Source organism: Hwangdonia seohaensis (genome assembly GCF_031932625.1).
Classification (GTDB): domain Bacteria; phylum Bacteroidota; class Bacteroidia; order Flavobacteriales; family Flavobacteriaceae; genus Hwangdonia; species Hwangdonia seohaensis.
The window spans coordinates 793,530-819,398 of record NZ_JAVSCK010000003.1; the positions used below are offsets into that span (position 1 = coordinate 793,530).

Genomic DNA, 25,869 nt, shown 5'->3' on the forward strand with positions numbered 1-25,869 from the left:
ATGACGAACTTTGAATAAACTGAAAATTATGGCACGTACACCTTCAAATATGGTTCCTTTGGGAACACAGGCTCCAGATTTCAACTTGTTCGACACGGTTTCCGGAAAAAAATTAACGCTTCAAAATTTAAAGGGAAACAAGGCAACGGTGATTATGTTTATTTGCAACCACTGTCCGTTTGTCATTCATGTAAACGCAGAACTGGTTGCTATAGCAAACGCTTACGCTGAAAAAGGTGTGTCTTTTATTGGCATTTCCAGTAACGATGTGGTAAATTATCCGCAAGATTCTCCAGAAAAAATGACCGTTCAAGCTAAAAAAGAAGGGTATCCATTTCCTTATTTATATGATGAAACCCAAGATATCGCTAAAGCTTACGATGCGGCTTGCACACCAGATATTTATGTTTTTAACGCCGATTTAAAACTGGATTATAGGGGACAAATAGACGATTCGCGCCCTGCCAACGGATTGCCAGTTACCGGAAAAGATTTGCGGCATGCCTTAGATTGTCTATTGGCAAACAAAGAAAACACCCAATTGCAAAAGCCAAGTATTGGGTGTAATATTAAATGGAAAACATCAGATTAAAGCGACTTTACAAATGGTGAGGCTGTCTGAAAAATCTAATTCTATTTCAGGTTAAGCTTGTCGAAATATTTTAGCTTATTAAATAATCAATTTCGCTTTTCGATAAGCTCAACCTGACAACTTAAATTCAAAAAACTCTTTAGGTCGTCACTTCGTTCTTTGGAAACATAGAATAAAGGTTAATTGGTAATACTGCCAGAACCGGAAACCTTAGTGTCTTTTTTAGGGTTTCCTTTGTAAACAATGTCGCCAGAACCTGCTACTCTTGCTTTTAAATTATCAGTGCTTACCACTTCGGCATCACCTGAACCCGCTACGGAAACCTCGGTATTGTTGGCTTGTAAATCGAATCCGTGAAAATCGCCAGAGCCGGCAACTTTGGCTTTTAAATAATTAGTGCTGCCTTTTAATGTGAGATCGCCCGAACCCGCTATGGAGCCTTCAACAGATGTGGTTTTAACATCTAAAACTATATCGCCCGAACCTGCTAAAGCAACAACTAAATTGGTTGCATTTATCACGTCTTTATTCCATAAATCGCCGGAACCCGCAAGCGCTACTTTGTTGATGTCCTTAAACGGAATCGTGATTTTTATGGTTTTGTTTTTACTTGATTTAAGGTTTTTACCTTTTTTCACCTTTACTTTTAAAACATTGTCTTTTACTTCGGTAACAATGTACTCAAGCAAATTGTCCTCCCCTTCAATGGTAATGTTTCCTTCGTTTCCGCTTACTAATATAAAATCCATGTGGCCGGCACATTTAATGGCGTCGTAGCTATCTGTAGTTCTGGTAACCGTGGTCAGGTTGCCATTGCCTTTAATGGATTTTGATTGTGCGTAAGCCGTTGTTGCCAAAAGCAAGCTTGCAAAAACCAATAAGGTTTGTTTTTTGATTAATGTTTTCATCTGTTCGTTTTTTGATTAATGATTGTTAGTTTTTTGATAATGATACACTGCCGTAATCGGATTCTATTTTAATGGTATTGCCTGAATTGGCATTTCCGTAGTGTCCGTTATAATATTTCCCTGTTCCGTTTTCTTTTTTTGTTGAAAATTGCAAACCATCGCTACTTTTAAGAGATGCGTAATCTAAATCAATTTCAAAATTGAAATGGTAGTTGGGTGCAAAGCCTATTTTAATGCCAGTGTACTCCGAGTCAATGCTTATGTTTCCAGCATTTTGCGTCATGTTGCCTATTTTTATAGCTCCGTAATCTGCTTTAAGCGAAACGCTTTTATAAACATCTCCAATTATAGTGGTTAAATAGTCGCCGTTTCCTGTTATATTATTCGCTTTTTCAATTTTCATGCTGCCGTAATCACAATTATATGTGACATCTTCGGCGGTTTCAATTTTTGAATTTGTATAGTCGGCGTTTATGTCTATACTATTGGTTTTCGAGACTGTAAACTCACTGTAATCCGCATTGATTTTTCCGCTTTTTATGTATTCAAAATAGCAGCCTTTACTGTAATCAAAGTTTATTGAATTATTATCGGCAAGCAATTCCTTGGTGGTTATTTTTCCGTAATCGCAGTTTAGTTTGGCATGACCTTCAAGTTTATCAACATTTATATTTCCGTAGTCATTATTTAAGGCTACGCTATTGGTAATAGGAATTTTAACAATGTAGTTTATTTTCATGCTTACTTTGTTTTTGCCATTCCAATTCCACCACGATTTTGATTTGCTTTTATTGAATTTTGTTTTTGCCGACACACTTTTAGATGATGCTTCGAAATCCACAGTAATATCATTGAGTTTTTCTTGAACCTTTTCTTCGTCGTTTCCAGTAGTGGTAATGGTAATTTCGAAAACGATTCTGTTATCGTTCCAAGTTACGACATCAATGTTTCCATAGCTGTTATCAACGCTTAACAAGGCATTTGATGCGACTGAATACTCTTTATTAATGGTTTTTTTCTTGGTGTATTTCCCCCCTTTATCTGTTGCTGCAGTAACAAAAAACGGCAACATAAATAACATTATTAGTGTTTTAAATGGTAATGTTAGTTTCATGGCTTAAGTTTTTAAATTGTTTGATTGTATTGATTTGTTGTAATGTGTTTTGTAATAAATCTATCCTATTCTGAAAATTTGAAATCATGGCATATATAACCCGATTATCGTCGCCACTTTCAGCTAAATCGTCTTTTAACGATTCGTATTCAGTCTCTAAAGCTTTCATTCTTCGCATGGTATCTTCAATTAAAATTTTGGTTTCTGGCGAAGATTCATTTTCAATTTTACTTAATTCCTCGGCAATTGTTGAGGCAAAAAAGTTCTGGGTTTCGGCCATTTTAGGCGATACGCTTGCCAAATCGTTAGGCACTTCATTTTTATTCAACCCAATAAAAAACGTAATCAATAAAGCTAAAGAGGCGGCTACACCAATTAAGGGTTTTAATAAACGACGCCTTTGTTTATCAGCTTTAACCAGTGGTAGCGCGCCATTTTTATTCAATTTATCTAAAAACCGTTGCTCGTGATCTGCTGAAGGTGCTTCAACATCAAAATCGTTTTCCAGTCTTTTAAATAGTTTATCTAAAGTATCGTGACTCATCTTTTTTTATTTTAATTGTGTATTACCACTTGTAATTTTTGCCTTAAACTTGCTTTGGCCCGCGATATGGTTGTTCGGCAATTGGCGTTTGAGATATTCATAATCTCGCTTATTTCCTCGTAATCGTAACCTTCAATCAGGTTTAAGGTTAAAGCAATTCTGTATGTATCCTTTAAGGTTTTCATGGTGCTTAAAACATGTTGCGCTTTAAGGTTTGTAAACTCATAATGGCTATCGATACCCGCGTTGTTGTCTTCAACTTTATACAGAACATCATCTAAAGGAACCTCGTTGTTTTTACAGTTTTTTTTATAGTGATAAATACTGTTGTTTATTACAATTCGTTTTAACCATGCGCCAAATATTTTTACGTCTTTTAGACTCTCTAGTTTTGTAAACGCCAACAAAAAAGAGTCTTGCATAACATCTTCCGCCTCAAAATTGTTTTTTACAATTCGGAGGGCTGTGTTGTACATGGCCTTGTAATAGCGGTTGTAAATTTCCAATTGCGCAGATTGGTTTTTGGCTATACAAAGCTTTACAAGTTGTTCAGTATTTAAATTAGTTGGCGTCAAAAAAAAACAAATTGTTATAGTATAGATTAAGAAGGTTTTGGTTTGTTACAGTTTGAGGAAAAAAAATTAAATCGTAACATAAGGTAGGATTTAATTTTGCGAGTGGAATGTGAAAAAAGCTTATTCGGATGTAACAATAGATTCCGCCCACGCTATAGCGTCATCTAAATTGCTAAATACAGCGAAAGGTTTTTTTAAGAAAGTTTTTTCAATTTCAGCATTGCTCAATGCGACGTTGTTTTTTGAAACAACTGCAAATCCTGCTAGGTTTTCTATTTTAGAAGTACGGGTGTAATTAACAGGATCCACCGAGTACGAATTTACACGATGCGTTATGTACACAAATTTTTTATTTGGAAAATAAGTTTCGGCGATATCTTCCAAAATTTTATTGGATTCCATGGTTACGGTAACCCCCTCATTAATTACAGAAACAACATAATTATCATAGACATCTATGGTCGCAATTGAAAAGGTTAATGTTGTTTTCATAAATCTAATATAGACAATTTTCACAAAAAAAAAGCTCAAAAGATTAATTTTGAGCTTTTTTAATAAGTTGAAAAATGAAGCACTACGACTCTGTCGGTTTTTCTGATTTTTCAATAGTGATTTTAAGTTCTTGCGATTTTTTATCCAAATCGATTTTAATCTTATCGCCTTCTTGAACGTGCGAAGTAATGATTTCTTCGGCCAACGCATCTTCAATGTATTTTTGAATAGCTCGTTTAAGTGGCCTTGCGCCATATTGCTTATCGAAACCTTTGTCTGCTATATAATCTTTTGCGCTTTTGGTAAGCTTTAAAACATAGCCTAAATCTTCAATTCGTAATAACAGTTTGTCCAATTCGATATCAATAATTTTGTTGATATCTTCTTTTTCCAAAGGATTGAAAACAACAACGTCATCAATTCTATTTAAAAACTCCGGTGCGAACGATTTTTTTAGTGCATTCTCAATAATCTTGACTGCATTGGCATCTTCCTGCGCTTTTTGCGACGCGGTTCCAAAACCAATACCTGTTCCGAAATCCTTAAGTTTTCGGGCACCAATATTAGAAGTCATGATAATTATGGTGTTTCTAAAATCAATTTTTCGGCCTAAACTATCGGTTAAATAACCATCGTCAAGTACTTGCAATAGCATGTTAAACACATCTGGATGTGCTTTTTCAATTTCATCTAAAAGAATAACGGCATACGGCTTGCGTCTTACTTTCTCGGTTAATTGTCCGCCTTCTTCATAACCTACGTATCCTGGAGGCGCACCAATTAATCTTGAAATGGCAAATTTTTCCATGTATTCGCTCATATCTATTCTTACCAAAGAGTCTTCGCTATCAAATAATTCGCGCGATAGCACTTTGGCCAACTGCGTTTTACCAACACCGGTTTGCCCTAAAAATATAAATGAACCAATTGGTTTGTTTGGGTCTTTAAGCCCCGCACGATTACGCTGTATAGCTTTAACCACCTTGGCAACCGCTTCGTCTTGTCCAATAACTTTTCCTTTAATAAGGTTTGGCAATTCGGCAAGTTTATTGATTTCGGTTTGTGCAATCCTGTTTACGGGAATGCCCGTCATCATCGATACCACATCGGCTACATTGTCCTCGGTAACAATTTCGCGGTGTTGTTTGGTTTCTTCTTCCCATTTTTCTTGAGCTGTAGCCAATTCTTTTTCAATGCGTTTTTCATCATCTCGAAGTTTGGCGGCTTCCTCATATTTTTGCTTTTTAACAACCGAATTCTTGGTTTCCTTAACCGTTTCAAGCTGTTTTTCCAGTTCAAGAATTTGCTTCGGAACATCAATATTTGTAATGTGAACACGCGACCCAGCTTCGTCTAAAGCGTCAATGGCTTTGTCTGGTAAAAAGCGTTCGGTCATATACCTATTGGTTAATTTCACACAAGCTTCAATAGCCTCTTGTGTATAATCTACGTTATGATGCTCTTCGTATTTGCCCTTAATGTTATTGAGGATTTCAATGGTTTCCGCAACCGTAGTGGGTTCTACTATAACTTTTTGGAAACGACGCTCTAAAGCACCATCTTTTTCAATGTACTGTCTGTATTCATCAAGTGTTGTGGCGCCAATACATTGTATTTCTCCGCGTGCCAACGCCGGTTTAAACATGTTTGAAGCATCTAAACTTCCTGTGGCGCCACCGGCACCAACAATGGTGTGGATTTCGTCAATAAACAAAATCACATCGTCGTTTTTTTCAAGCTCGTTCATTACTGCTTTCATGCGTTCTTCAAACTGTCCGCGGTATTTAGTACCGGCAACCAAACTTGCCAAATCCAAGGTTACCACGCGTTTGTTAAACAAAATACGCGACACTTTTCGTTTTACAATGCGCAGCGCCAAACCTTCGGCAATGGCAGATTTACCAACTCCGGGTTCGCCAATTAAAAGCGGATTGTTTTTCTTTCGTCTACTTAAAACCTGCGACACGCGCTGGATTTCTTTTTCGCGGCCAACAACCGGGTCTAATTTTCCTTCATCGGCCATAGCGGTTAAATCGCGCCCAAAATTATCTAAAACAGGGGTTTTGGATTTTTTGTTTGCCTTACCCGATGGCGCATTAAATATATTGTCCTTTGCGGCATCGCCTTGCGCGCCGGTATCGTCATCTTGAAAAGATTCAGATTTTGGCTCTATATAATCGTTATCGTTCGTAATCATAAGTTTAAATTGTTCTTTTACATTGTCGTAATCGACTTTCAGCTTATTTAAAAGCTTGGTAGTGGGGTCGTTCTCATTTCTTAAAATACATAAAAGTAAATGAGCGGTATTTATTGACGTACTTTGAAATAATTTAGCCTCTAAAAATGTTGTTTTTAAAGCTCGTTCTGCTTGCCTTGTAAGGTGTAGGTTCTTTTTTTGGTTTGAAGCTACAGTTATATTGGGGTTTGCAGGACTTAAAATTTCTACTTTTCGCCTTAAGTGATTCAAATCAATTTCTAAGGCATTTAAAATGTTGATGGCTTTACCGTCGCCATCGCGCAATAGCCCAAGCATTAAGTGTTCGGTGCCAATAAAATCGTGCCCCAATCTTAGCGCTTCTTCTTTGCTAAATGCAATTACATCTTTTACTCTTGGTGAAAAATTATCATCCATAACTTGTTCCTTTCTGCATTAAAAATAATAATAATAGTTTATTAAAGGCAAAAACTGTTCCTTAAATTGCTAATTGACGAAAAAATCTTTATAAAATCAAAATTTTTACCCGCATACTTATTAACTAAAAAAGGATGTGAAATTGTTAATAAAAAACATGAAAAAATATGATTGAAAGTCTTACTATGACTAATGAAAGTTATATATTAGCATGTTTTGAAAAATTCATAAAAACTTAATTAAAATATTTATGGAAGAAGGAGAAAAATTGATCCCTATTAATATTGAAGATGAGATGAAATCGGCTTACATTGATTATTCAATGTCGGTCATTGTGTCACGTGCCTTACCCGATGTAAGAGATGGCTTAAAGCCAGTACACAGACGTGTGCTTTACGGGATGCACGAATTAGGTGTTAGGGCAAACTCAGCACATAAAAAATCTGCAAGAATTGTAGGGGAGGTTTTAGGTAAGTATCACCCGCACGGAGATACTTCGGTTTACGACGCTATGGTGCGTATGGCGCAAGAATGGAGTTTGCGCTATATGTTGGTTGATGGCCAAGGAAACTTTGGCTCTATTGACGGCGATAGTCCTGCAGCAATGCGTTATACCGAAGCGCGTATGCGTAAAATATCTGAGGATATGCTGGCGGATATTGACAAGGAAACCGTAGATCATAAATTAAATTTTGATGATACGCTGCAAGAGCCAACCGTTTTGCCAACCCGTATTCCTGGGCTTTTGGTAAATGGCGCTTCGGGTATTGCCGTGGGTATGGCAACCAATATGCCACCGCACAATTTAACCGAAGTGGTAAACGGAACCATTGCATATATTGAAAATAACGATATTGAAATTGACGAACTTATACAGCACATTAAAGCACCCGATTTTCCAACAGGTGGAACCATTTATGGCTACGATGGCGTAAAGGAAGCATTTCACACCGGTCGCGGACGTATTGTTATGCGTGCCAAAGCCAATATTGAAGAGGTAAACGGGCGCGAATGTATTGTCGTGGAAGAGATTCCGTATCAGGTGAATAAAGCAGATATGATTAAAAAAACTGCAGACTTGGTAAACGATAAAAAAATGGATGGTATTGCAACCATTCGCGATGAATCCGATAGAAACGGTATGCGCATTGTTTACGTTTTAAAACGTGATGCCATTCCAAATATCGTTCTAAATAAATTATTCAAATACACCGCATTACAATCATCTTTTAGTGTTAATAATATTGCGCTGGTAAATGGACGTCCGCAATTATTGAATTTAAAAGAGCTCATTCATTATTTTGTTGAGCACAGACACGAGGTTGTGGTGCGCCGTACAACTTACGAGTTGCGCAAAGCGGAAGAACGCGCCCATATTTTAGAAGGATTGATTATAGCTTCGGATAACATTGACGAGGTTATTAAAATTATAAGAGCATCATCAAATGCCGATGAAGCCCGCGAGAAATTAATCGAACGTTTTAAACTTTCAGAAATTCAAGCGAAAGCCATTGTCGAAATGCGTTTACGTCAGCTTACAGGTTTAGAGCAGGACAAACTGCGTTCGGAGTACGATGATTTAATGCTTACCATTGAAGATTTAAAAGATATTCTTGATAAAAAAGAACGTCGCATGGACATCATTAAAAGCGAATTGGAAGTTGTAAGGGATAAATATGGTGATGAGCGTCGTTCAACTATTGAATATGCAGGTGGCGATTTAAGTATCGAAGATATGATTCCGGATGAAAAAGTGGTCATCACAATTTCGCATGCCGGTTATATCAAGCGTACCTCATTAACCGAATACAAAACACAAAATAGAGGTGGCGTTGGTCAAAAAGCATCAACAACACGTAACGAAGATTTCTTAGAGCATCTATTTGTGGGTACCAACCATCAATATATGCTGTTCTTCACCCAAAAAGGAAAGTGTTTCTGGATGCGCGTTTACGAGATTCCAGAAGGCAGTAAAACCTCAAAAGGTCGAGCTATTCAAAATCTTATAAATATTGAGCAAGACGATAAAGTAATGGCTTTCATTTGTACTCAAGATTTAAAGGACGAAGCGTATATAAACAGCCATTATGTCATTATGGCAACTAAAAAAGGTCAAGTTAAAAAGACCTCTTTAGAGCAATATTCGCGTCCGCGTACCAACGGAATCAATGCGATAACCATTAAAGAAGATGATGTATTATTAGAAGCGAAGCTAACTACTGGCGAAAGCCAAGTAATGCTAGCCTTAAAATCTGGTAAGGCCATCCGTTTTGAAGAAGCCAAAACCAGACCAATGGGTCGTGGTGCCTCTGGTGTTCGCGGTATTCGTTTGCAAGACGAAAAAACCGATGAGGTTGTTGGAATGATTGCGGTTGATGATATGGAGAGTGATATCCTTGTCGTTTCAGAAAATGGTTATGGAAAACGCTCAAGTTTAGAGGACTACAGAATTACCAATAGAGGCGGAAAAGGTGTAAAAACTATTTCTATTACAGAAAAAACAGGTAACTTAGTGTCGATTAAGAACGTAACCGATGACGATGATTTAATGATTATCAACAAATCGGGAATTGCTATTCGAATGGCCGTTCAAGATTTAAGGGTTATGGGAAGAGCCACCCAAGGGGTTAAATTAATTAACCTAAAAGGAAACGACTCTATTGCGGCTGTTGCCAAAGTAATGCATGATGAAGATGAGGTTGAATTAGATGAAAATGGTAATACGATAAATCCAGAAACCATTGAAAATACTGATGCTTCAGAAGATGGCACAACTCTTGATAATAATAACAACGAAAACAAAAATGACAATTAACTAAATATTATTAATAAAATGAAAAAACAATTAATTATAGCTTTAGCCATCTCAATAAGTGCATTTTCATTTGCACAAAAAAAAGAATTGAGATCTGCAGAAAAAGCTATTAAAGGAAACAATTTTGCAGAAGCAAAAGCAGCACTTAATCAAGCTGAGGCTTTAATGACTTCTATGGACGACAAAAACAAAGCCAAATATTATTACTTGTTAGGGCAAGCGCTTTACGCAAATGGGGCAGGCTCAAGTCAAGATATTGATAAGGCTTTAGAGAGCTTAGAAAATGTTAATGGCGCTTATGGTGATGAGGTTACTGCGTTAAAGCAAACCATGACTAACGACATTTTAACAAAAGGAAATCAGGCCTACGAAGACAAAGATTTTTCAACTGCTTCAAAACACTTTGAGCATGCTTACCGAACGTCTACAAAAGACACCTTGTTTCTTTATTACGCTGCCGCTACAGCTGTGAATGTTCAAGAATATGATAGAGCTTTAAAGCTATACGAAGAGCTTAAACAGTTAGATTATACCGGCATTCAAAAAGAATACTTTGCTACTAATGTTGAAACTGGTGAAGAAGAGGTGCTAGATAAAACAAATCGCGATCTTTTTGTAAAAGCTAAAAGCCATATTAAACCAGGTGAACGATTAACGGAATCTAAAAAAGCCGAAATCGTTAAAAATGTAGCTCTTATTTACGTAAGCCAAGGCAATAACGAAAAGGCATTAGAGGCTATGAAAGATGCTAGGGCAGAAAGTCCTGACGATATTAACTTGTTACTTTCTGAAGCCAACGTGCATTTTAAAATGGGTAACAAGGAAGAGTTTAAAAAGCTATTGGAAATAGCAACTCAAAAAGACCCTGAAAATGCCGAGTTGCAATATAACTTGGGTGTAATTGCCGCAGAATCTGAAGATACTGAAGGTGCAAAAAAATATTACGATAAGGCTATCGAATTAGACCCAAACTATATAAATGCTTATATAAATATGGCGGCCTTAATTTTAAATGGTGAGCAAGCTATTATTGAGGAAATGAACGGTTTGGGAACTTCTAAAAAAGATGATTTACGCTATGACGAGTTAAGAGAAGAGCGTCAAAATATATACAAAAGCGCCATACCTTATTTAGATAAAGCCATAGCTATTGATTCAAAAAACATAAATGCTGCTAAAACATTAATGAATATTTACAGTGTTATTGGCGAAACAGCTAAATATAAAGCAATGAAAGAAAGAGTTGAAGCTATTGAAGCTGGAAACTAATTTTTGATTGTATTTTAAAATTGTGCTTTAAAAAGCCATAAAAAAACTGCCCCCGAAATTTAAAAATTTCGGGGGCAGTTTTTTTATGCGCTAATATGGTTGGGAAATTAATAGAACGCTAAAGTTGTTTATTCGGTGGTTTCTTCCATGGTGTGGTAAACGTTTTGCACATCATCATCTTCTTCAAGTTTTTCCAATAGCTTTTCAACATCTTCAGCTTGTTCTGTTGTTAATTGCTTAGTCACCTGCGGTATGCGTTCAAATCCCGAAGATAATATTTCAATGTCACGGTTTTCCAATTCGGCCTGAATGGCTCCAAAACTTTCAAAAGGCGCGTAAATTAAAATGCCATCGTCATCGGCAAATACTTCTTCGGCACCAAAATCAATAAACTCCAATTCTATTTCCTCTGGGTCTAAACCTTCGGCATTAATTCTAAAATTACAAGTGTGGTCGAACATAAAAACCACCGATCCCGATGTGCCTAAACTACCTTCACATTTATTAAAATAACTGCGAACGTTGGCTACGGTACGTGTGTTGTTATCGGTTGCCGTTTCCACCAAAACGGCAATACCGTGTGGTGCGTAGCCTTCAAAAATCACTTCTTTATAGTCGCCTTGGTTTTTATCGCTGGCACGTTTTATAGCGCGCTCAATGTTATCTTTAGGCATGTTCACGGCCTTCGCATTTTGTATAACAGCACGCAAACGCGAATTGCTATCTGGGTCTGGACCACCTTCTTTAACCGCCATTACAATATCTTTACCAATGCGTGTAAAGGCTTTGCTCATTGCAGACCAACGCTTCATTTTCCTTGCTTTTCTAAACTCGAAAGCTCTTCCCATAATATGTTGAGTTGTTTGTTGTTAATTTGTTAAACTGAATTAAAACGTAAAAATAAAAAAAGTAAGCAGAACTGAAAGTTTCTATTATTGTTAATGGTTTTTGTGACCAAAAACAAATACTGAAAACTACCGCTGCCCACTGAATACGCTATTCGTCGTCCGGCTCTACAATATGCTCTATGGCTTTTGCCAATTTAAAATCTTTATTGGTTACCCCATTGGCATCGTGCGTTGATAAAGATATGGTAAGCACATTGTACACGTTGCTCCAATTTGGGTGGTGGTTTAAGGCTTCGCATTCAAAAGCAATTCTGCTCATGGCGCTAAAGCAATCTTTAAAATTTTCGAATTCAAATTCGGCGTGAATCGCATCATCATAATACTCCCAATCTGGTAAATGCAATAATTTTTTTTCTATGTCGTCTTTTGATAGTTTACTCATAATTTATGTTTTAAATTTATAGTTACACTGCTCTTATTTCAAGCATTAAGATCCATTAAATTTTTAATTCCGTTAATATATCTTGACTTAATAACTGCAGGTTTCTTGGTAATAGATTATATTTTGGCAATACCGCTAAATACCTGTCGTCGTTAGTCGTGTAAACCTGTTTAAATAAGGCTTTAGGGTTGCCCAATGATTTAACCATTTCCTTAATAAAATCGTCGTGGTGCACCAAATCGGTACTTCCTAAATGGAAGATACCCGATTTATTTCTGTTGATTATATAATGTGTTTGTTGTGTTACTTTAGTGTCGGTTGTTACATTCATAATTAAATTTGGAAATACCTCGATAGCCGTTTTGTTTTTTATGTGCTGAAGTATTTCCAACACACGGGGCGACTGATTTCCAAAAACCATGGGCAAGCGTAAAATGGCGACTTGTTTTTTAGGTAATCGCAATAACATGTTTTCAATTTTTATTTTAAAATGCCCATAAATACTATTACTGTATGTTTTATCGGTTTCGTAGCTTGGATACTTGCTGTAGGCGTCAAAAACATTTGCAGACGATAGAAATATTAGTTTTATCTTATTTAGAAACACATATTCCGCAAGATGTTGATGCACTAAAACTTGCTTTGAAAAATCGCCACGAAGCGCCGAAATAATTATAGTTGGCTTTACAATATCCAGAATTTCGTAAACATCATCTTCTTCAATATTATACTGAAAAAAGTGATGGTTTTTTTCCAGCGTTTTGTTTGTTATGTTATACGTGCCAAAAGTTCTAAAATAGGAGCAGAGCTCCTTGTAAATGGCACCGCCTAAAAATCCGCTTGCTCCTAAAATTAAAATAATATGCTTGTTTTCTTGCCTTTTCATAATTCAACCACAACATAGAAGCTATTCTAAAAAATGGATAGTTTGGTTTTTGTAGTAAATTTTGCCAAAGCCAACATACCTAATTTTGAATTTCCTTTTTTATTAAGTCCAGGCGACCACGTTGAAATTACAAATTTATCTGGAAGTAATGCAACAATGCCACCACCAACACCACTTTTTCCTGGAAGCCCAACTTCAAAGGCAAATTCCCCTGCTTCATCATAAAAACCACATGTTAGCATTAAGGCATTTACACGTTTTACTTGTCCGTCTGTAATGTGTAATTTATCTTGTAAACACCTGCCATTATTTGCAAACAAATAAAAGGCGTTTGATAGTTGACTACACGACATTTCAATAGAACATTGGTGAAAGTAGAAATCTAAAACTTCATCAACTGGGTTTTGTAAATTTTTAAAAGATTTTAAAAGATTAGCTGCCGCATAATTTTTAAAACCAGTTAGTTTTTCTGAAAGTGCCACATCTTTATTAAAGCAAATCGTATTATCGCCTGTAAGATCTCTTAAATAGCTTAAGAAATCCTCTTTTGGATTTTTTAAGTTTGAAACCAAAATATCAGCAATTACAATAGCTCCAGAATTTATTAATGGGTTTCTAGGAATTCCATTTTCAATTTCTAATAATGCCAATTGATTAAATTTATGTCCAGATGGTTCTACGTCAATACGTTCCCAAATAGCTTCGCCAATAAGTTCCATTGCTTTAGATAAAGCTAGAACTTTAGATATACTTTGTATTGAAAAACGCTTTTTATAATCACCAATGCCATAACTTTTCCCATCAGAAGTTCTTAAATGAATACCAAAATTATTTTTGTCAATATGTTCTAATTCAGGAATATATGAAGCCACTATGCCTTTATCAGAAGCATTAATAGCATCTTGGTAAATACTTTCTAAAATGACTTGAAAATCTGGCATAAATTATTTATAAAACGGCAATTTTATAACCGTTGCAGGAATTGCATTTTTACGTATTTGGATGTTTATTTTACTGTCTACCGCGGCAAAAACATTTGGCACATAGCCTAAGCCAATTCCAATACCTAAACTGGGGCTCATTGTACCCGAGGTAACGGTGCCTATTTTTTGTCCGTTGCCATCAACAATATCGTAACCTTGGCGCGGAATGCCACGATCATCCAATTTAAAAGCTACTAATTTGCGTTCTGTTCCACGTTCTTTTTCCGCTTTAAGTGCTTCGGAATTTGTAAAATCCTTTGTGAATTTTAATATCCATCCTAAACCTGCTTCAAGCGGCGAGGTAGTATCGTCAATATCATTTCCGTAAAGGCAATAACCCATTTCTAAACGCAAAGTATCGCGTGCCGCTAAACCAATAGGTTTGATGCCGTAATCTGCACCGGCTTCGAAAACCTTGTCCCAAATTTGCTTAACCTCGGCATTTTTGCAATAAATTTCAAAACCACCGCTGCCCGTATAACCGGTTGCCGAAATAATAACATGCTCGATACCGGCAAAATCACCGACCACAAAATTGTAGAATTTTATAGCGGATAAGTCATGGCTTGTTAAAGCTTGCATCGCTTCAATGGCTTTTGGGCCTTGAATGGCGAGTAATGCGTAGTCTTCGCTTAAATTGCGCATGGTGGCACCAACATCGTTTTTAGACTGAATCCAGTTCCAATCTTTTTCAATATTACTGGCGTTAACAACCAATAAATAGGATTGTTCTTTAAGTTTATAAATAATTAAATCGTCAATAATACCACCGTCATCATTTGGTAAACAACTGTATTGGGCTTTTCCAATAGTTAATTTACTGGCATCGTTACTGCTTACTTTTTGGATTAAATCCAGCGCGTGTTCGCCTTCAATTAAAAACTCGCCCATGTGCGATACATCAAACACGCCAACAGATTTTCTAACGGTTTCGTGTTCTGCATTTACACCTTCGTACTGCACGGGCATATTGTAACCGGCAAAAGGTACCATTTTTGCTCCGAGAGCTATGTGTGTTTGATTTAAAGCTGTGTTTTTCATTGAGAATAATTATTTTATCATTCCCGCGAAGGAGGGAATCTCATTAATTTATATCTAAAACAAATGTATTGAATTTTTATAGATTTCGCTTTCGCGGAAAGGAAAATATTGCGCGAAAACCCATTGAATTTAATGAAGTTTTAAAAGATGTTTAATCTGTTTTATTTTAAAGGAAAAAAAATAAAAAAAACCTGAACAAGAATTTTGTTGTCCAGGTTTTAAATTTAATATAAAATGGATGGGTTTTAAAGCACAAGCGATAAACCTAAAATAAGTTGATCGGGGCGCGTGTCTAACCTATTATCCACATTAATGCCGTTGTTGTCTAAAAAAGTAGCTTCGTTGTTGCTTAAACCTCTTTCGTATCGCACATCAATACCGAGCTTGTTAAAATTAAGTCCGATACCAAAATTAAGTCCAACCGAAAAATCATTTTCTATTTTGTTAATGGACAGGTTGGATGCTTTAAAATCGGTATCTAAAATATATTGAAATGAGGGGCCACCAAAAACACTAATGGGACCTAGCACTTTTAAACCGACAAGCATAGGCGCATCAATTTTTTGCATGTTAAAGCTATTGTTGTTGTAATCGCTTTTTGTGCTTGTGTAAACCAACTCGGGTTTAAAAAAAACTTGCTTTCCAATTTTACCGAACACGCCAAAGTGATACCCTATATTTCTGTCGGGATGTTCGGCATTGCTACTTATAGATTCAAAATAATTGCCATTGGCATTGTAGTTTAAACCAGCCTTAAAACCAAAGCCAGTAGCGGTTTGTGCGTAAGTGGCCGTTGATATCGATACTAAAAATAATAAGGTAATAAAAAATGAATTCTTCATAATTGTTCGTTTTTTGTGATTTTGAGGTATAGTATCAAAAACGTTGCCAAACGAAAATTATTTCTTTAGTACGGACTTATTTAAAAATAAAAAAGGTCCTTTTAAATGAATAAAAGAACCTTTTTTTATAAAATTTATCTGTTATTTTCTACCGATAACAGTCTGTACTTTTTCAATAATCGACGCACTGTTTAAACCGTATTTTTCCATGAGTTGGGCCGGTGTTCCAGATTCTCCAAAGGTATCGTTGGTTGCCACAAATTCTTGCGGCGTAGGGTTGTGTAACGCTAATGTTCTGGCAACACTTTCGCCTAAACCACCTAAAAAGTTATGCTCTTCGGCCGTAACAACACATCTGGTTTTTGCAACCGATTCCAAAATTGCCTTTTCATCCAAGGGCTTAATGGTGTGGATGTTTATCACTTCAGCAGAAATTCCTTTTTCGTGCAACACTTTTGAGGCTTCCAAAGCTTCCCAAACCAAATGGCCTGTAGCTACAATGGTAACATCGGTGCCTTCGGTAAGCTTTAAGGCTTTACCGATTTCGAATTTTTGATTTTCCGGCGTAAACACAGGGACTGCAGGTCTTCCAAAACGTAAATAAACAGGACCTTCGTGGTCTGCAATAGCAATGGTGGCTGCTTTGGTTTGGTTGTAATCGCAGGTATTGATTACCGTCATGCCCGGAAGCATTTTCATCAATCCAATATCTTCAAGAATTTGGTGTGTGGCACCATCTTCACCTAAAGTCAAGCCCGCATGCGAAGCACATATTTTCACATTTTTACCCGAATAGGCGATAGATTGACGAATTTGGTCGTAAACCCTTCCCGTTGAAAAATTGGCAAAAGTACCCGTAAACGGAATTTTTCCGCCAATGGTTAAACCAGCAGCAATGCCCATCATGTTGGCTTCGGCAATTCCCACTTGGAAGAAACGCTCAGGGTTTTCTTTAATAAATTGATCCATTTTCAACGACCCAATTAAATCGGCACAAAGTGCTACAACATTGGGGTTGGTTCTACCTAATTCGGTTAGTCCCGCTCCAAAACCGCTTCGTGTATCTTTTTTTTCTGTGTATGTGTATGTTTTCATTTTTCTTTTTAATTGGGAATTAATAATCGCCTAAAGTTTCTGCATTTTGAGCTAAAGCACTTTCCAATTGCTTGTCGTTTGGTGCTTTTCCGTGCCACGCGTGTGTGTGCATCATAAAATCAACACCGTTACCCATCATGGTTTTTAACAAAACACAAACCGGTTTTCCTTTTCCTGTTTCCGCCTTTGCTTCTGCCATACCTTTTAAAATGGCTTCAATATTGTTGCCTTCTTCAATGTCTATAACCGTCCAGCCAAAAGCTTCAAATTTAGCTTTAATGCTTCCCATGGGCAAAACATCGTCTGTAGCACCATCAATTTGCTTTCCGTTTAAATCTATGGTAGAAATTAAGTTGTCTACTTTTTTAGCCGAAGCGTACATAATGGCTTCCCAATTTTGACCTTCCTGCAACTCGCCATCGCCGTGTAAGGAGTACACCAAATGCTTGTCGCCATTCAGTTTTTTAGCTTGAGCAGCACCTAAAGCAACACTCATGCCTTGACCTAAGGAACCAGAAGCGATTCTTATTCCCGGTAAGCCTTCGTGTGTTGTTGGATGCCCTTGTAAACGCGAATTAATCAATCTGAAGGTATTTAATTCATCTACCGAAAAATAACCCGTTCTCGCCAACACACTGTAATAAACCGGGGAAATGTGCCCGTTTGATAAAAAGAAAAGGTCTTCACCAATACCATCCATATCAAAATGGTCTTTTCTATCCATAATTTCACTATAAAGTGCTACAAAAAATTCAGCGCATCCTAATGAACCTCCAGGGTGACCAGAATTTACTTTATGCACCATTCGTAAAATATCCCTACGAACCTGCGTTGTTAAATCTTCTAATTGTTGTGTGTTTGGCATGTTTAAATTATTAGTTTTTTTGCGCGACAAAAATAATCTTTTAAATACCCTTAACAAAATAGATATGATGCATTTATTAACTAATTATGAAGATTTGCTAACAATTGAAAATTTTATTTTAAGATTCGTTGTTAATTAATTTTATTGCAATTGGTTAAAGGCGTTTTTACATCCATAAATTTTATTAAATGTTTAAGAGCAAAAGCCGTTTTGTTATTTATCTTTACTCAGGCATTCTAATTTTTATTAAATAAGACTTCGTGAACCTTTATGCAACTTGAAAATAAAATAAAATAAAAAAATTATGTAGGTTTGCCAGCGACAGATTTTAAATTTATGACATTCGAATTAAAAGCGAAAGACACCCAAAGTAATGCCAGGGCAGGAAAAATAACAACAGACCACGGGGTTATTGAAACCCCAATTTTTATGCCCGTTGGTACGGTAGCAACTGTAAAAGGCGTGCATCAGCGTGAGTTAAAAGACGATATAAACCCCGATATTATTTTGGGGAATACCTATCATTTATACTTACGTCCGCAAACCCATATTTTGGAAAAAGCGGGCGGATTGCATAAGTTTATGAATTGGGATAGGAATATTTTAACCGATTCGGGTGGCTATCAAGTGTATTCGTTGTCTGCAAATAGAAAAATAAAAGAAGAGGGCGTTAAGTTTAAATCTCATATTGACGGAAGTTACCATACATTTACCCCTGAAAATGTAATGGAAATACAACGTACCATTGGAGCCGATATTATTATGGCTTTTGATGAGTGCACACCATATCCGTGCGATTATAATTATGCGAAACGTTCGATGCACATGACCCATCGTTGGTTGGACCGTTGCATCAATCATTTAGAAAAAACACCATTAAAATACGATTACAATCAGGCTTTTTTTCCAATCGTTCAAGGCAGTACGTATAAAGATTTACGAAAACAATCGGCCGAATATATTGCAAATGCAGGTGCTGTGGGTAATGCCATTGGCGGATTATCGGTGGGCGAACCCGCCGAAGAAATGTACGCGATGACCGAGGTTGTAACCGATATTCTTCCCCAAGATAAACCGCGATATTTAATGGGTGTTGGGACGCCAATCAATATTTTAGAAAATATAGCGTTAGGTGTAGATATGTTTGATTGCGTTATGCCAACGCGTAATGCCCGAAACGGCATGCTGTTTACGGCACATGGTTCAATCAACATTAAAAATTTAAAATGGGCCGATGATTTTTCGCCAGTTGACGAGATGGGCATCACTTTTGTAGATACCGAATACAGCAAAGCTTATTTAAGACATTTATTTACGGTTAACGAGCTGTTGGGTAAACAAATTGCAACCATTCACAACTTAGGTTTTTATATGTGGTTGGTTCGCGAAGCGAGAAAACATATATTAGCGGGAGATTTTAGAGTTTGGAAAGACAAAATGGTAAAACAAATGGATAACCGCCTTTAATATTAAGATTATAGAGATTAGAATATAAAATAGAGATAAAATTGATAATATTTAATGAGTCTTTTCTCTAGCATCTTTTTTCTTACCTCTAAAAAATAAATATGAAATTGAATTGAAAATACTAGACTGGTACATATTAAAACGCTATTTGTTTACATTTTTTATGATGCTGCTATTGTTTATTCCTATTGGGATAACCGTACATCTTGCAGAAAAAATTGGTAAAATTCTTGAAAACGAAGTGCCTTTTGATGCCGTTATGCTGTATCTGCTTGATTTCACCATCTATTTTGCCCATTTATTATTTCCGTTGTTTTTATTCCTATCGGTTATTTGGTTTACTTCGAAACTGGCCAACAATACCGAAATTATTGCTTTTTTAAGTTCCGGGGTATCGTTCTCAAGATTTTTAAAACCGTATTTAATCGGCGCCTTTTTTGTCGCTATTTTAGCACTTATATTGGGTTTGTATTTGGCACCAAAAGCAAGTCAGGGGTTTAACGATTTTAGCTATAAATATTTTAAAAAAGGTAGAAAAGTTGCCGAAAACCAGAATGTTTTTAGGCAAATTAACGACAATGATTTTATTTACGTGAGCAGTTTCGATCTTAAAAACAAACAAGGCAGTAACTTTACTTTAGAGCATATAGAGGACAATAAGCTCGTTTACAAAATAAAAGCGAGCACCATAAAATTTATTGATAAAGACAGCACGTATCAACTGCGGAATTACACTAAACGCACCGTTGGTGAATTTGATGATATTCTTGAAAGCGCAACAAAGAAAGACACCGTTTTTAGTTTTGATATTGAAGATTTAACACCGGTTATTTATATTGCCGAAACGCTTTCTTATGGCGATTTAACCGATTTTATTGCCAAAGAAGAAAAACGTGGGTCTTCCAATATTGGGCGCTATAAATTGGTGCTTTACAGAAAATGGAGTTTACCGGTTTCGGTATTCATATTAACCATTATTGCGGTAGCCGTATCGTCTATAAAAAGGCGCGGAGGCATGGGTGTTAATTTAGCTGTGGGCATTTGTATTGCCATGGTTTTTGTGTTTTTCGATAAAATATTTGGTGTTATGGCAGAACAGTCAAATTTCCCGCCGGTTATTGCGGTATGGTTTCCTAATGTCATTTTTGGTATTTTAGCCATATATCTTTTACGTAATGCCAAACGCTAAACTCAAAAACTACTTACATCTTCATTTTCTAGTTTTTATTGCAGGCTTTACTGCTATTTTAGGCGAGTTAATTACAATTAGTGCGGTTTCTTTGGTTTGGTTTAGAATGGTTATGGCTTCCGTTTTAATGTTAGCCTATATTAAAATTGCCAAAGTAAAATTAAAAGTGTCACCCAAAGCCATTATTAAGTTTTCGCTGGCAGGCATCATTATCGCCTTGCATTGGATTACCTTTTTCGGCGCTATTGATGCATCCAATATTTCAATCACATTGGCCATGTTTTCAACGGGTGCTTTTTTCGCCTCTTTTATCGAGCCTGTTATTTATAAACGTGCCATAATTTGGTATGAAATTATTTTCGGAATCATCGTAATTATCGGTGTTTTTGTCATAACCCAAAGTGAATTCAAATATATTAATGGGATTATTTTGGGCATTTCATCGGCTTTCTTTTCGTCGTTATTCGCCGTGCTAAACGGTAGTTTTTTAAAACAACATACCGCCACCGTTATTTCATTTTATGAATTTTTAAGCGGCGTATTGTTTATATCGATTTATATATTCTTTTTTGGGGGCGGATTTTCTGCGGAATTTTTCAATTTAAGCACTTCAGATTTCGGCTATCTTTTTATTTTGGCTTCCATTTGTACGGCTTATGCCTTTATTGCCTCGGTGTACGTTATGAAACTTATAAGCCCCTATACCGTTGTGTTAACCTATAATTTAGAACCTATTTACGGTATTTTATTGGCCATTGTTCTTTTCCCTGAAAAGGAAAAAATGACTCCGGAATTTTATTATGGCGCTATTGTAATTATTGCAACGGTTATGCTAAATGGCGTTATAAAAAACATAAGAACGTTAAAAAGAAACCCTTCTTAACAGAATAACAAAATTAAAGTTTTTATATTTACTCAAATCATACCAATTTGATAATTAAGGTTTCGTGATATTAAAATTTTATTTCGTTTCGTTTGTAATTTTAAAACAAAATAAAATATGTAATTTTGTACCCTAACCAAGATTAATAGTCCAAACAAAAAATTCTTATGGAATATTTAGAATTTGAATTACCAATTAAAGACCTAGAAGACCAATTGCTAAAATGCAAGGTAATCGGAGAAGAAAGTGAAGTTGATGTTACCGAAACTTGTTCGCAAATTGAAAAGAAACTAAAAGCGACCCAAAAAGATATTTATAAAAACCTAACGCCATGGCAGCGTGTGCAATTATCGCGTCACCCTAACAGACCATATACTATGGACTATATTAAGGCCATTTGCGGGAATTCGTTTTTAGAACTCCACGGCGATAGAAGCTTTAAGGATGATAAAGCCATGATTGGTGGCTTGGGAAAAATTGGCGACCAAAGTTTTATGTTTATTGGTCAGCAAAAAGGCTACAATACTAAAACGCGCCAATACCGTAATTTTGGTATGGCCAACCCTGAAGGATACCGTAAAGCCTTGCGTTTAATGAAATCTGCCGAAAAATTCGGAATTCCAGTGGTTACCCTATTAGATACGCCTGGAGCTTACCCTGGTTTAGAAGCTGAAGAACGCGGACAAGGAGAAGCAATTGCTAGAAATATTTTAGAAATGACACGTTTAAAAGTACCTATTATCACCATAGTTGTAGGCGAAGGAGCCTCTGGCGGTGCTTTGGGCATTGGCGTAGGCGATAGGGTGCTTATGTTGGAAAATACATGGTATTCGGTAATCTCACCGGAATCCTGCTCTTCTATACTTTGGCGCAGTTGGGAGCATAAGGAAGAAGCGGCAAAAGCTTTAAAACTGACTGCTACCGATATGAAAAAACTAAAGTTGGTAGACGAAATTATAAAAGAACCACTTGGTGGCGCACATCGAGATAGGGAAAAAACATTTACCTCTGTGAGCAACACAATTTTAAAAACTTTTGACGCACTTAAAAACTTATCACCAAAAGATTTGGTGTCTCAGCGTATGGATAAATATATGCAAATGGGAGTTTTTAAGGGGTAAGCCTTTTAAAATAGCAACAATGCAAAATCTGAAGTTAACAACTTCAGATTTTTTTATGGTTATTGACAATATTTATAAGTTATTAACAGTTAAATTGTTAACTAAAGGTTAACAATCAAGATTCACTTTTCATACTAAAACACATACAAATTAATTACTTTCGTAGTTATGAAACAACCTAACCAAATCCAAGGATATAAAGTAGATAAAAGCACTATCATTAGTCTTGAAAAAGGAAAGATTCCACCACAAGCTATTGATTTAGAGGAAGTTGTGTTGGGTGCGATGATGATTGATAAAAAGGGGGTTGACGAGGTTATCGATATTTTAAGTCCAGAAGCATTTTACAAAGAAGCGCATCAGCATATTTTTGAAGCTATTTTTCATTTGTTCGAAAACAGCGAACCTGTAGACTTATTAACCGTTTCTACGCAGTTAAAGAAGAATTCTAAGCTGGAATTGTCGGGTGGCGATTTTTATTTGATTTCGCTTACACAAAAAGTGTCATCTTCGGCGCATATCGAGTTTCATGCACGTATCATATTACAGAAATTCATCCAACGCAGTTTAATAAAAATTTCAAGTGAGATCATTGAAGATTCTTATGATGAAACCAAAGACGTTTTCGATTTATTGGATAAAGCCGAGGCTAAACTTTACGAAGTTACCCAAGGAAACATAAAAAAATCGAGTGAAACCGCACAGGATTTAGTTATTCAAGCCAAAAAGAAAATTGAGGAAATTTCAAATAAAGAAGGCTTAAGTGGTATTCCAACAGGATTTAACAAACTCGATAAATTAACATCGGGTTGGCAGCCATCCGATTTAATTATTGTGGCGGCACGTCCGGGTATGGGTAAAACGGCCTTAACCTTGTCTATGGCTCGAAATATTGCCGTTGATCAAAATATACCCGTTGCTTTCTTTTCTTTGGAAATGGCATCGGTACAATTGATTACCCGTTTAATTTCTAGTGAAACGGGATTGTCGTCCGAAAAATTACGAACCGGAAAACTGGAAAAACACGAGTGGGAACAGCTTAACGTAAAAGTAAAAGGCTTGGAAAAAGCACCGCTATTTATTGATGATACACCGTCACTTTCCATTTTCGATTTACGTGCCAAAGCACGCCGATTATCATCACAACACGGTATAAAATTGATTATGATTGATTACTTGCAATTAATGACCGGTGGCAGTAGCCATGGCGGAAATCGTGAGCAAGAAATCTCGATGATTTCAAGAAACCTGAAAGCTTTGGCAAAAGAGTTGAACGTGCCTGTAATAGCCTTATCGCAGTTATCGCGAGCTGTGGAAACCCGTGGTGGCAGCAAGCGTCCCTTATTATCGGATTTACGTGAATCGGGTGCGATTGAGCAAGATGCCGATATTGTATCGTTTATTTACAGACCCGAATATTATAAAATTGACGAATGGGACGATGATGAGCGTTCGCCAACCGAAGGTCAAGCAGAATTTATCGTGGCAAAACACCGTAATGGTGGTTTGGAAAACATACGTTTAAAGTTTATCGGGCATTTAGGTAAGTTTGATAATTTAGATGATTTTGATTCGCCTTTCGAGTTTCATTCTAAAATGAATGCCGCCGCCAATGATGACACGTTTAAAACGGATAATTTTAAAGCAAGTCCGGACCAAGCCTTTGGTAGCTCGTTTAATGAGGATGATGAAAGTGATGTACCGTTTTAAAGCTACTTTGTCATTCCTGCGGAGGCAGGAATCCACTTTTATTTAAGCTTTTAAAAACAAAATGCAATTAACTTTTAGTTTCTAATGTTATTAGAACAAAACGTTAAATCATTTTTAAAGGCATATTTTTTAAGTATCTTTCGGTATAAATAATTAATTGTCATTTCGAGCGCAGCGAGAAATCCTATTAAAGTTATTTCCCAATTTTGAAAAAGATATTTTTCACATTATTATTGATTGTTATAGGGTTTAAATCCTATGCGTCCTACATCCTCATTCCTATGGATGCAGAGAGTCAAAAAAATCATTTGAAGGCTTACGGTATAACCTATTGGACGCTAAATAAGCAGCTAAAAATAAAATGGCTGCTCAATTATCGTGGCGGTTCGTTTTTATTGCCCGATACCGAAGAAATTCAACGCGAATGCCAAATACGGGGAGTTTCGTTTGAAGTGATTTCCAATTCAAAAGCAGAAACTATTTTAGAAGATATTAGCAGTCCGAGTAAAAACATGGAAGCCGTAGTTTTAGAAAAAGCACCTAAAATTGCCGTTTACACGCCTTATGGCAAACAACCTTGGGACGATGCCGTAACCATGGTGTTGCAGTATGCTGAAATTCCTTATGAAACCGTTTACGACGAAGAGGTTTTAAACGACGGTTTGTTGCTGTTCGATTGGCTGCATTTACACCACGAAGATTTTACGGGACAGTTTGGTAAATTTTACGGAGCTTACAGGTCTGCAAATTGGTATATTCAAGAAAAAAAGGATGCCGAAGCATTGGCTGCAAAATTGGGTTACAGTAAGGTTTCTGATGCGAAACTTGATGTGGCCTTAAAAATCAGGGACTATGTTATTGGTGGTGGTTTTATGTTTGCCATGTGTAGCGCGACCGATAGTTTTGATATCGCATTATCGGCCGAAGGCATCGATATTTGCGAACCCATGTTTGATGGCGATGGCAGCACTCCCGGATATCAAAATAAAATAGATTACAACAAAACCTTTGCTTTTACAGATTTTACTTTAGAAACAAATCCTAGTATTTATGAGTTTTCGTCAATAGATATGACCAGAAAGCGCATGATTCGTAAAACGGTGGACTATTTTTCCTTAATGGAATTTTCGGCTAAATGGGATCCCATTCCAACCATGCTATGCCAAAACCACACCGCTTTGGTAAAAGGATTTATGGGACAAACCACGGCCTTTACGAGAGATGAAATAAAATCGAATGTATTGGTAATGGGCGAAAACAAATCTAATGGAGAAGCCAAATATATTCATGGCATAAAAGGAAAAGGGTTTTTTACGTTTTATGGCGGGCACGACCCCGAAGATTATCAGCATAGGGTAGGCGATGCCAAAACCGAATTGGATTTACACCCAACCTCTCCAGGGTATCGATTGATTTTGAATAATGTGCTGTTTCCGGCGGCAAGAAAGAAAAAGCAGAAAACTTAATTTAATCTTGCCCCGATTTTATTACTGTTAAAGCATTATTAGTAATAACCCTTTGTGCATTTTGAATGAAAATAATTTCAATATGTCAGT

At 36.5% G+C, this 25,869-nt stretch carries 23 protein-coding genes; 9 read left to right on the forward strand and 14 right to left on the reverse strand.

The features are described from left to right. The first annotated feature begins 28 nt into the window (after positions 1-28). Positions 29-592, forward strand: coding sequence for a thioredoxin family protein (locus RNZ47_RS12470; RefSeq protein ID WP_311940484.1), 564 nt, complete (start codon positions 29-31; stop codon positions 590-592). A gap of 179 nt (positions 593-771) precedes the next feature. Here RNZ47_RS12470 and RNZ47_RS12475 read toward each other — a convergent pair whose 3' ends face one another. The 6 genes from RNZ47_RS12475 to RNZ47_RS12500 all read right to left on the reverse strand — a co-directional run bounded on the left by RNZ47_RS12475 (position 772) and on the right by RNZ47_RS12500 (position 6,857). Beyond that, positions 772-1,500: a head GIN domain-containing protein gene (locus tag RNZ47_RS12475; protein ID WP_311940486.1), complete on the reverse strand. Its 729-nt coding sequence runs from the start codon at positions 1,498-1,500 to the stop codon at positions 772-774. Between the two features lie 25 nt (positions 1,501-1,525). Then, entirely contained in the window at positions 1,526-2,614 is a 1,089-nt protein-coding gene (locus RNZ47_RS12480; protein WP_311940488.1) for a DUF4097 family beta strand repeat-containing protein, read from the reverse strand. Further along, the gene (locus tag RNZ47_RS12485) at positions 2,592-3,158 is read right to left on the reverse strand and encodes a hypothetical protein (protein ID WP_311940489.1); all 567 of its coding nucleotides are present in this window, start codon (positions 3,156-3,158) and stop codon (positions 2,592-2,594) included. Before RNZ47_RS12485 ends, RNZ47_RS12480 begins: the two co-directional genes overlap by 23 nt. A gap of 11 nt (positions 3,159-3,169) precedes the next feature. Further along, the gene (locus tag RNZ47_RS12490) at positions 3,170-3,733 is read right to left on the reverse strand and encodes an RNA polymerase sigma factor (RefSeq protein WP_311940491.1); all 564 of its coding nucleotides are present in this window, start codon (positions 3,731-3,733) and stop codon (positions 3,170-3,172) included. Positions 3,734-3,853: 120 nt separating this feature from the next. Further along, on the reverse strand, positions 3,854-4,225 hold the full coding sequence (locus RNZ47_RS12495) for a hypothetical protein (protein ID WP_311940493.1): 372 nt from the start codon (positions 4,223-4,225) through the stop codon (positions 3,854-3,856). A gap of 82 nt (positions 4,226-4,307) precedes the next feature. Beyond that, complete coding sequence (locus RNZ47_RS12500) at positions 4,308-6,857, reverse strand: ATP-dependent Clp protease ATP-binding subunit (RefSeq protein ID WP_311940495.1); 2,550 nt, start codon at positions 6,855-6,857, stop codon at positions 4,308-4,310. A 250-nt stretch (positions 6,858-7,107) separates the two neighbouring features. Here RNZ47_RS12500 and gyrA point away from each other — a divergent pair, with 250 nt between their 5' ends. Then, on the forward strand, positions 7,108-9,672 hold the full coding sequence (gene gyrA, locus RNZ47_RS12505; protein ID WP_311940498.1) for a DNA gyrase subunit A: 2,565 nt from the start codon (positions 7,108-7,110) through the stop codon (positions 9,670-9,672). A gap of 18 nt (positions 9,673-9,690) precedes the next feature. Beyond that, on the forward strand, positions 9,691-10,941 hold the full coding sequence (locus tag RNZ47_RS12510) for a tetratricopeptide repeat protein (protein ID WP_311940500.1): 1,251 nt from the start codon (positions 9,691-9,693) through the stop codon (positions 10,939-10,941). Positions 10,942-11,069: 128 nt separating this feature from the next. On the opposite strand, the gene RNZ47_RS12515 is transcribed toward RNZ47_RS12510, so the two are convergent. The 8 genes from RNZ47_RS12515 to RNZ47_RS12550 form a co-directional block, all read right to left on the reverse strand. Beyond that, positions 11,070-11,789, reverse strand: coding sequence for a YebC/PmpR family DNA-binding transcriptional regulator (locus RNZ47_RS12515; RefSeq protein ID WP_311940502.1), 720 nt, complete (start codon positions 11,787-11,789; stop codon positions 11,070-11,072). 148 nt (positions 11,790-11,937) lie between these two features. Then, positions 11,938-12,231 carry a 4a-hydroxytetrahydrobiopterin dehydratase gene (locus RNZ47_RS12520; RefSeq protein ID WP_311940505.1) on the reverse strand — a complete coding sequence of 98 codons (294 nt, stop codon included), beginning with the start codon at positions 12,229-12,231 and terminating at the stop codon, positions 11,938-11,940. 55 nt (positions 12,232-12,286) lie between these two features. Further along, positions 12,287-13,117, reverse strand: a complete 831-nt coding sequence (locus RNZ47_RS12525; RefSeq protein ID WP_311940507.1) for a sugar nucleotide-binding protein — start codon at positions 13,115-13,117, stop codon at positions 12,287-12,289. Between the two features lie 26 nt (positions 13,118-13,143). Continuing rightward, positions 13,144-14,058 carry a glutaminase gene (locus RNZ47_RS12530; RefSeq protein ID WP_311940510.1) on the reverse strand — a complete coding sequence of 305 codons (915 nt, stop codon included), beginning with the start codon at positions 14,056-14,058 and terminating at the stop codon, positions 13,144-13,146. A gap of 3 nt (positions 14,059-14,061) precedes the next feature. Beyond that, positions 14,062-15,141, reverse strand: coding sequence for a glycine cleavage system aminomethyltransferase GcvT (gene gcvT / locus RNZ47_RS12535; RefSeq protein ID WP_311940512.1), 1,080 nt, complete (start codon positions 15,139-15,141; stop codon positions 14,062-14,064). A 245-nt stretch (positions 15,142-15,386) separates the two neighbouring features. Continuing rightward, positions 15,387-15,983 (reverse strand): outer membrane beta-barrel protein, encoded by a 597-nt coding sequence (locus RNZ47_RS12540; protein ID WP_311940514.1) that lies wholly within the window; start codon positions 15,981-15,983, stop codon positions 15,387-15,389. Positions 15,984-16,124: 141 nt separating this feature from the next. Further along, complete coding sequence (locus tag RNZ47_RS12545) at positions 16,125-17,078, reverse strand: transketolase family protein (RefSeq protein WP_311940516.1); 954 nt, start codon at positions 17,076-17,078, stop codon at positions 16,125-16,127. 19 nt (positions 17,079-17,097) lie between these two features. Further along, positions 17,098-17,973: a transketolase gene (locus RNZ47_RS12550; protein WP_311940519.1), complete on the reverse strand. Its 876-nt coding sequence runs from the start codon at positions 17,971-17,973 to the stop codon at positions 17,098-17,100. Between the two features lie 306 nt (positions 17,974-18,279). Between RNZ47_RS12550 and tgt the strand changes: the two genes are divergently transcribed. The 6 genes from tgt to RNZ47_RS12580 all read left to right on the forward strand — a co-directional run bounded on the left by tgt (position 18,280) and on the right by RNZ47_RS12580 (position 25,779). Beyond that, positions 18,280-19,410: a tRNA guanosine(34) transglycosylase Tgt gene (gene tgt, locus RNZ47_RS12555; RefSeq protein WP_311940521.1), complete on the forward strand. Its 1,131-nt coding sequence runs from the start codon at positions 18,280-18,282 to the stop codon at positions 19,408-19,410. A gap of 112 nt (positions 19,411-19,522) precedes the next feature. After that, entirely contained in the window at positions 19,523-20,599 is a 1,077-nt protein-coding gene (locus RNZ47_RS12560; RefSeq protein WP_311940524.1) for an LptF/LptG family permease, read from the forward strand. Next, positions 20,586-21,482: a DMT family transporter gene (locus RNZ47_RS12565; RefSeq protein WP_311940527.1), complete on the forward strand. Its 897-nt coding sequence runs from the start codon at positions 20,586-20,588 to the stop codon at positions 21,480-21,482. The genes RNZ47_RS12560 and RNZ47_RS12565 overlap by 14 nt, the downstream gene beginning before the upstream one ends. A 167-nt stretch (positions 21,483-21,649) precedes the next feature. Beyond that, positions 21,650-22,603 carry an acetyl-CoA carboxylase carboxyltransferase subunit alpha gene (locus RNZ47_RS12570; protein ID WP_311940529.1) on the forward strand — a complete coding sequence of 318 codons (954 nt, stop codon included), beginning with the start codon at positions 21,650-21,652 and terminating at the stop codon, positions 22,601-22,603. Between the two features lie 168 nt (positions 22,604-22,771). After that, positions 22,772-24,313, forward strand: coding sequence for a replicative DNA helicase (dnaB, locus tag RNZ47_RS12575; protein ID WP_311940531.1), 1,542 nt, complete (start codon positions 22,772-22,774; stop codon positions 24,311-24,313). Positions 24,314-24,594: 281 nt separating this feature from the next. Further along, positions 24,595-25,779 (forward strand): asparagine synthetase B, encoded by a 1,185-nt coding sequence (locus tag RNZ47_RS12580; RefSeq protein WP_311940585.1) that lies wholly within the window; start codon positions 24,595-24,597, stop codon positions 25,777-25,779. Positions 25,780-25,869 lie beyond the last annotated feature (90 nt).

Coding starts and splice junctions, on each gene's coding strand:
- RNZ47_RS12470 (WP_311940484.1), top strand. CDS start 29: ATGGCACGTACACCTTCAAATATGGTTCCTTTGGGAACACAGGCTCCA.
- RNZ47_RS12475 (WP_311940486.1), bottom strand. CDS start 1,500: ATGAAAACATTAATCAAAAAACAAACCTTATTGGTTTTTGCAAGCTTG.
- RNZ47_RS12480 (WP_311940488.1), bottom strand. CDS start 2,614: ATGAAACTAACATTACCATTTAAAACACTAATAATGTTATTTATGTTG.
- RNZ47_RS12485 (WP_311940489.1), bottom strand. CDS start 3,158: ATGAGTCACGATACTTTAGATAAACTATTTAAAAGACTGGAAAACGAT.
- RNZ47_RS12495 (WP_311940493.1), bottom strand. CDS start 4,225: ATGAAAACAACATTAACCTTTTCAATTGCGACCATAGATGTCTATGAT.
- RNZ47_RS12500 (WP_311940495.1), bottom strand. CDS start 6,857: ATGGATGATAATTTTTCACCAAGAGTAAAAGATGTAATTGCATTTAGC.
- gyrA (WP_311940498.1), top strand. CDS start 7,108: ATGGAAGAAGGAGAAAAATTGATCCCTATTAATATTGAAGATGAGATG.
- RNZ47_RS12510 (WP_311940500.1), top strand. CDS start 9,691: ATGAAAAAACAATTAATTATAGCTTTAGCCATCTCAATAAGTGCATTT.
- RNZ47_RS12515 (WP_311940502.1), bottom strand. CDS start 11,789: ATGGGAAGAGCTTTCGAGTTTAGAAAAGCAAGGAAAATGAAGCGTTGG.
- RNZ47_RS12520 (WP_311940505.1), bottom strand. CDS start 12,231: ATGAGTAAACTATCAAAAGACGACATAGAAAAAAAATTATTGCATTTA.
- RNZ47_RS12525 (WP_311940507.1), bottom strand. CDS start 13,117: ATGAAAAGGCAAGAAAACAAGCATATTATTTTAATTTTAGGAGCAAGC.
- RNZ47_RS12530 (WP_311940510.1), bottom strand. CDS start 14,058: ATGCCAGATTTTCAAGTCATTTTAGAAAGTATTTACCAAGATGCTATT.
- gcvT (WP_311940512.1), bottom strand. CDS start 15,141: ATGAAAAACACAGCTTTAAATCAAACACACATAGCTCTCGGAGCAAAA.
- RNZ47_RS12540 (WP_311940514.1), bottom strand. CDS start 15,983: ATGAAGAATTCATTTTTTATTACCTTATTATTTTTAGTATCGATATCA.
- RNZ47_RS12545 (WP_311940516.1), bottom strand. CDS start 17,078: ATGAAAACATACACATACACAGAAAAAAAAGATACACGAAGCGGTTTT.
- tgt (WP_311940521.1), top strand. CDS start 18,280: ATGACATTCGAATTAAAAGCGAAAGACACCCAAAGTAATGCCAGGGCA.
- RNZ47_RS12565 (WP_311940527.1), top strand. CDS start 20,586: ATGCCAAACGCTAAACTCAAAAACTACTTACATCTTCATTTTCTAGTT.
- RNZ47_RS12570 (WP_311940529.1), top strand. CDS start 21,650: ATGGAATATTTAGAATTTGAATTACCAATTAAAGACCTAGAAGACCAA.
- dnaB (WP_311940531.1), top strand. CDS start 22,772: ATGAAACAACCTAACCAAATCCAAGGATATAAAGTAGATAAAAGCACT.
- RNZ47_RS12580 (WP_311940585.1), top strand. CDS start 24,595: ATGGATGCAGAGAGTCAAAAAAATCATTTGAAGGCTTACGGTATAACC.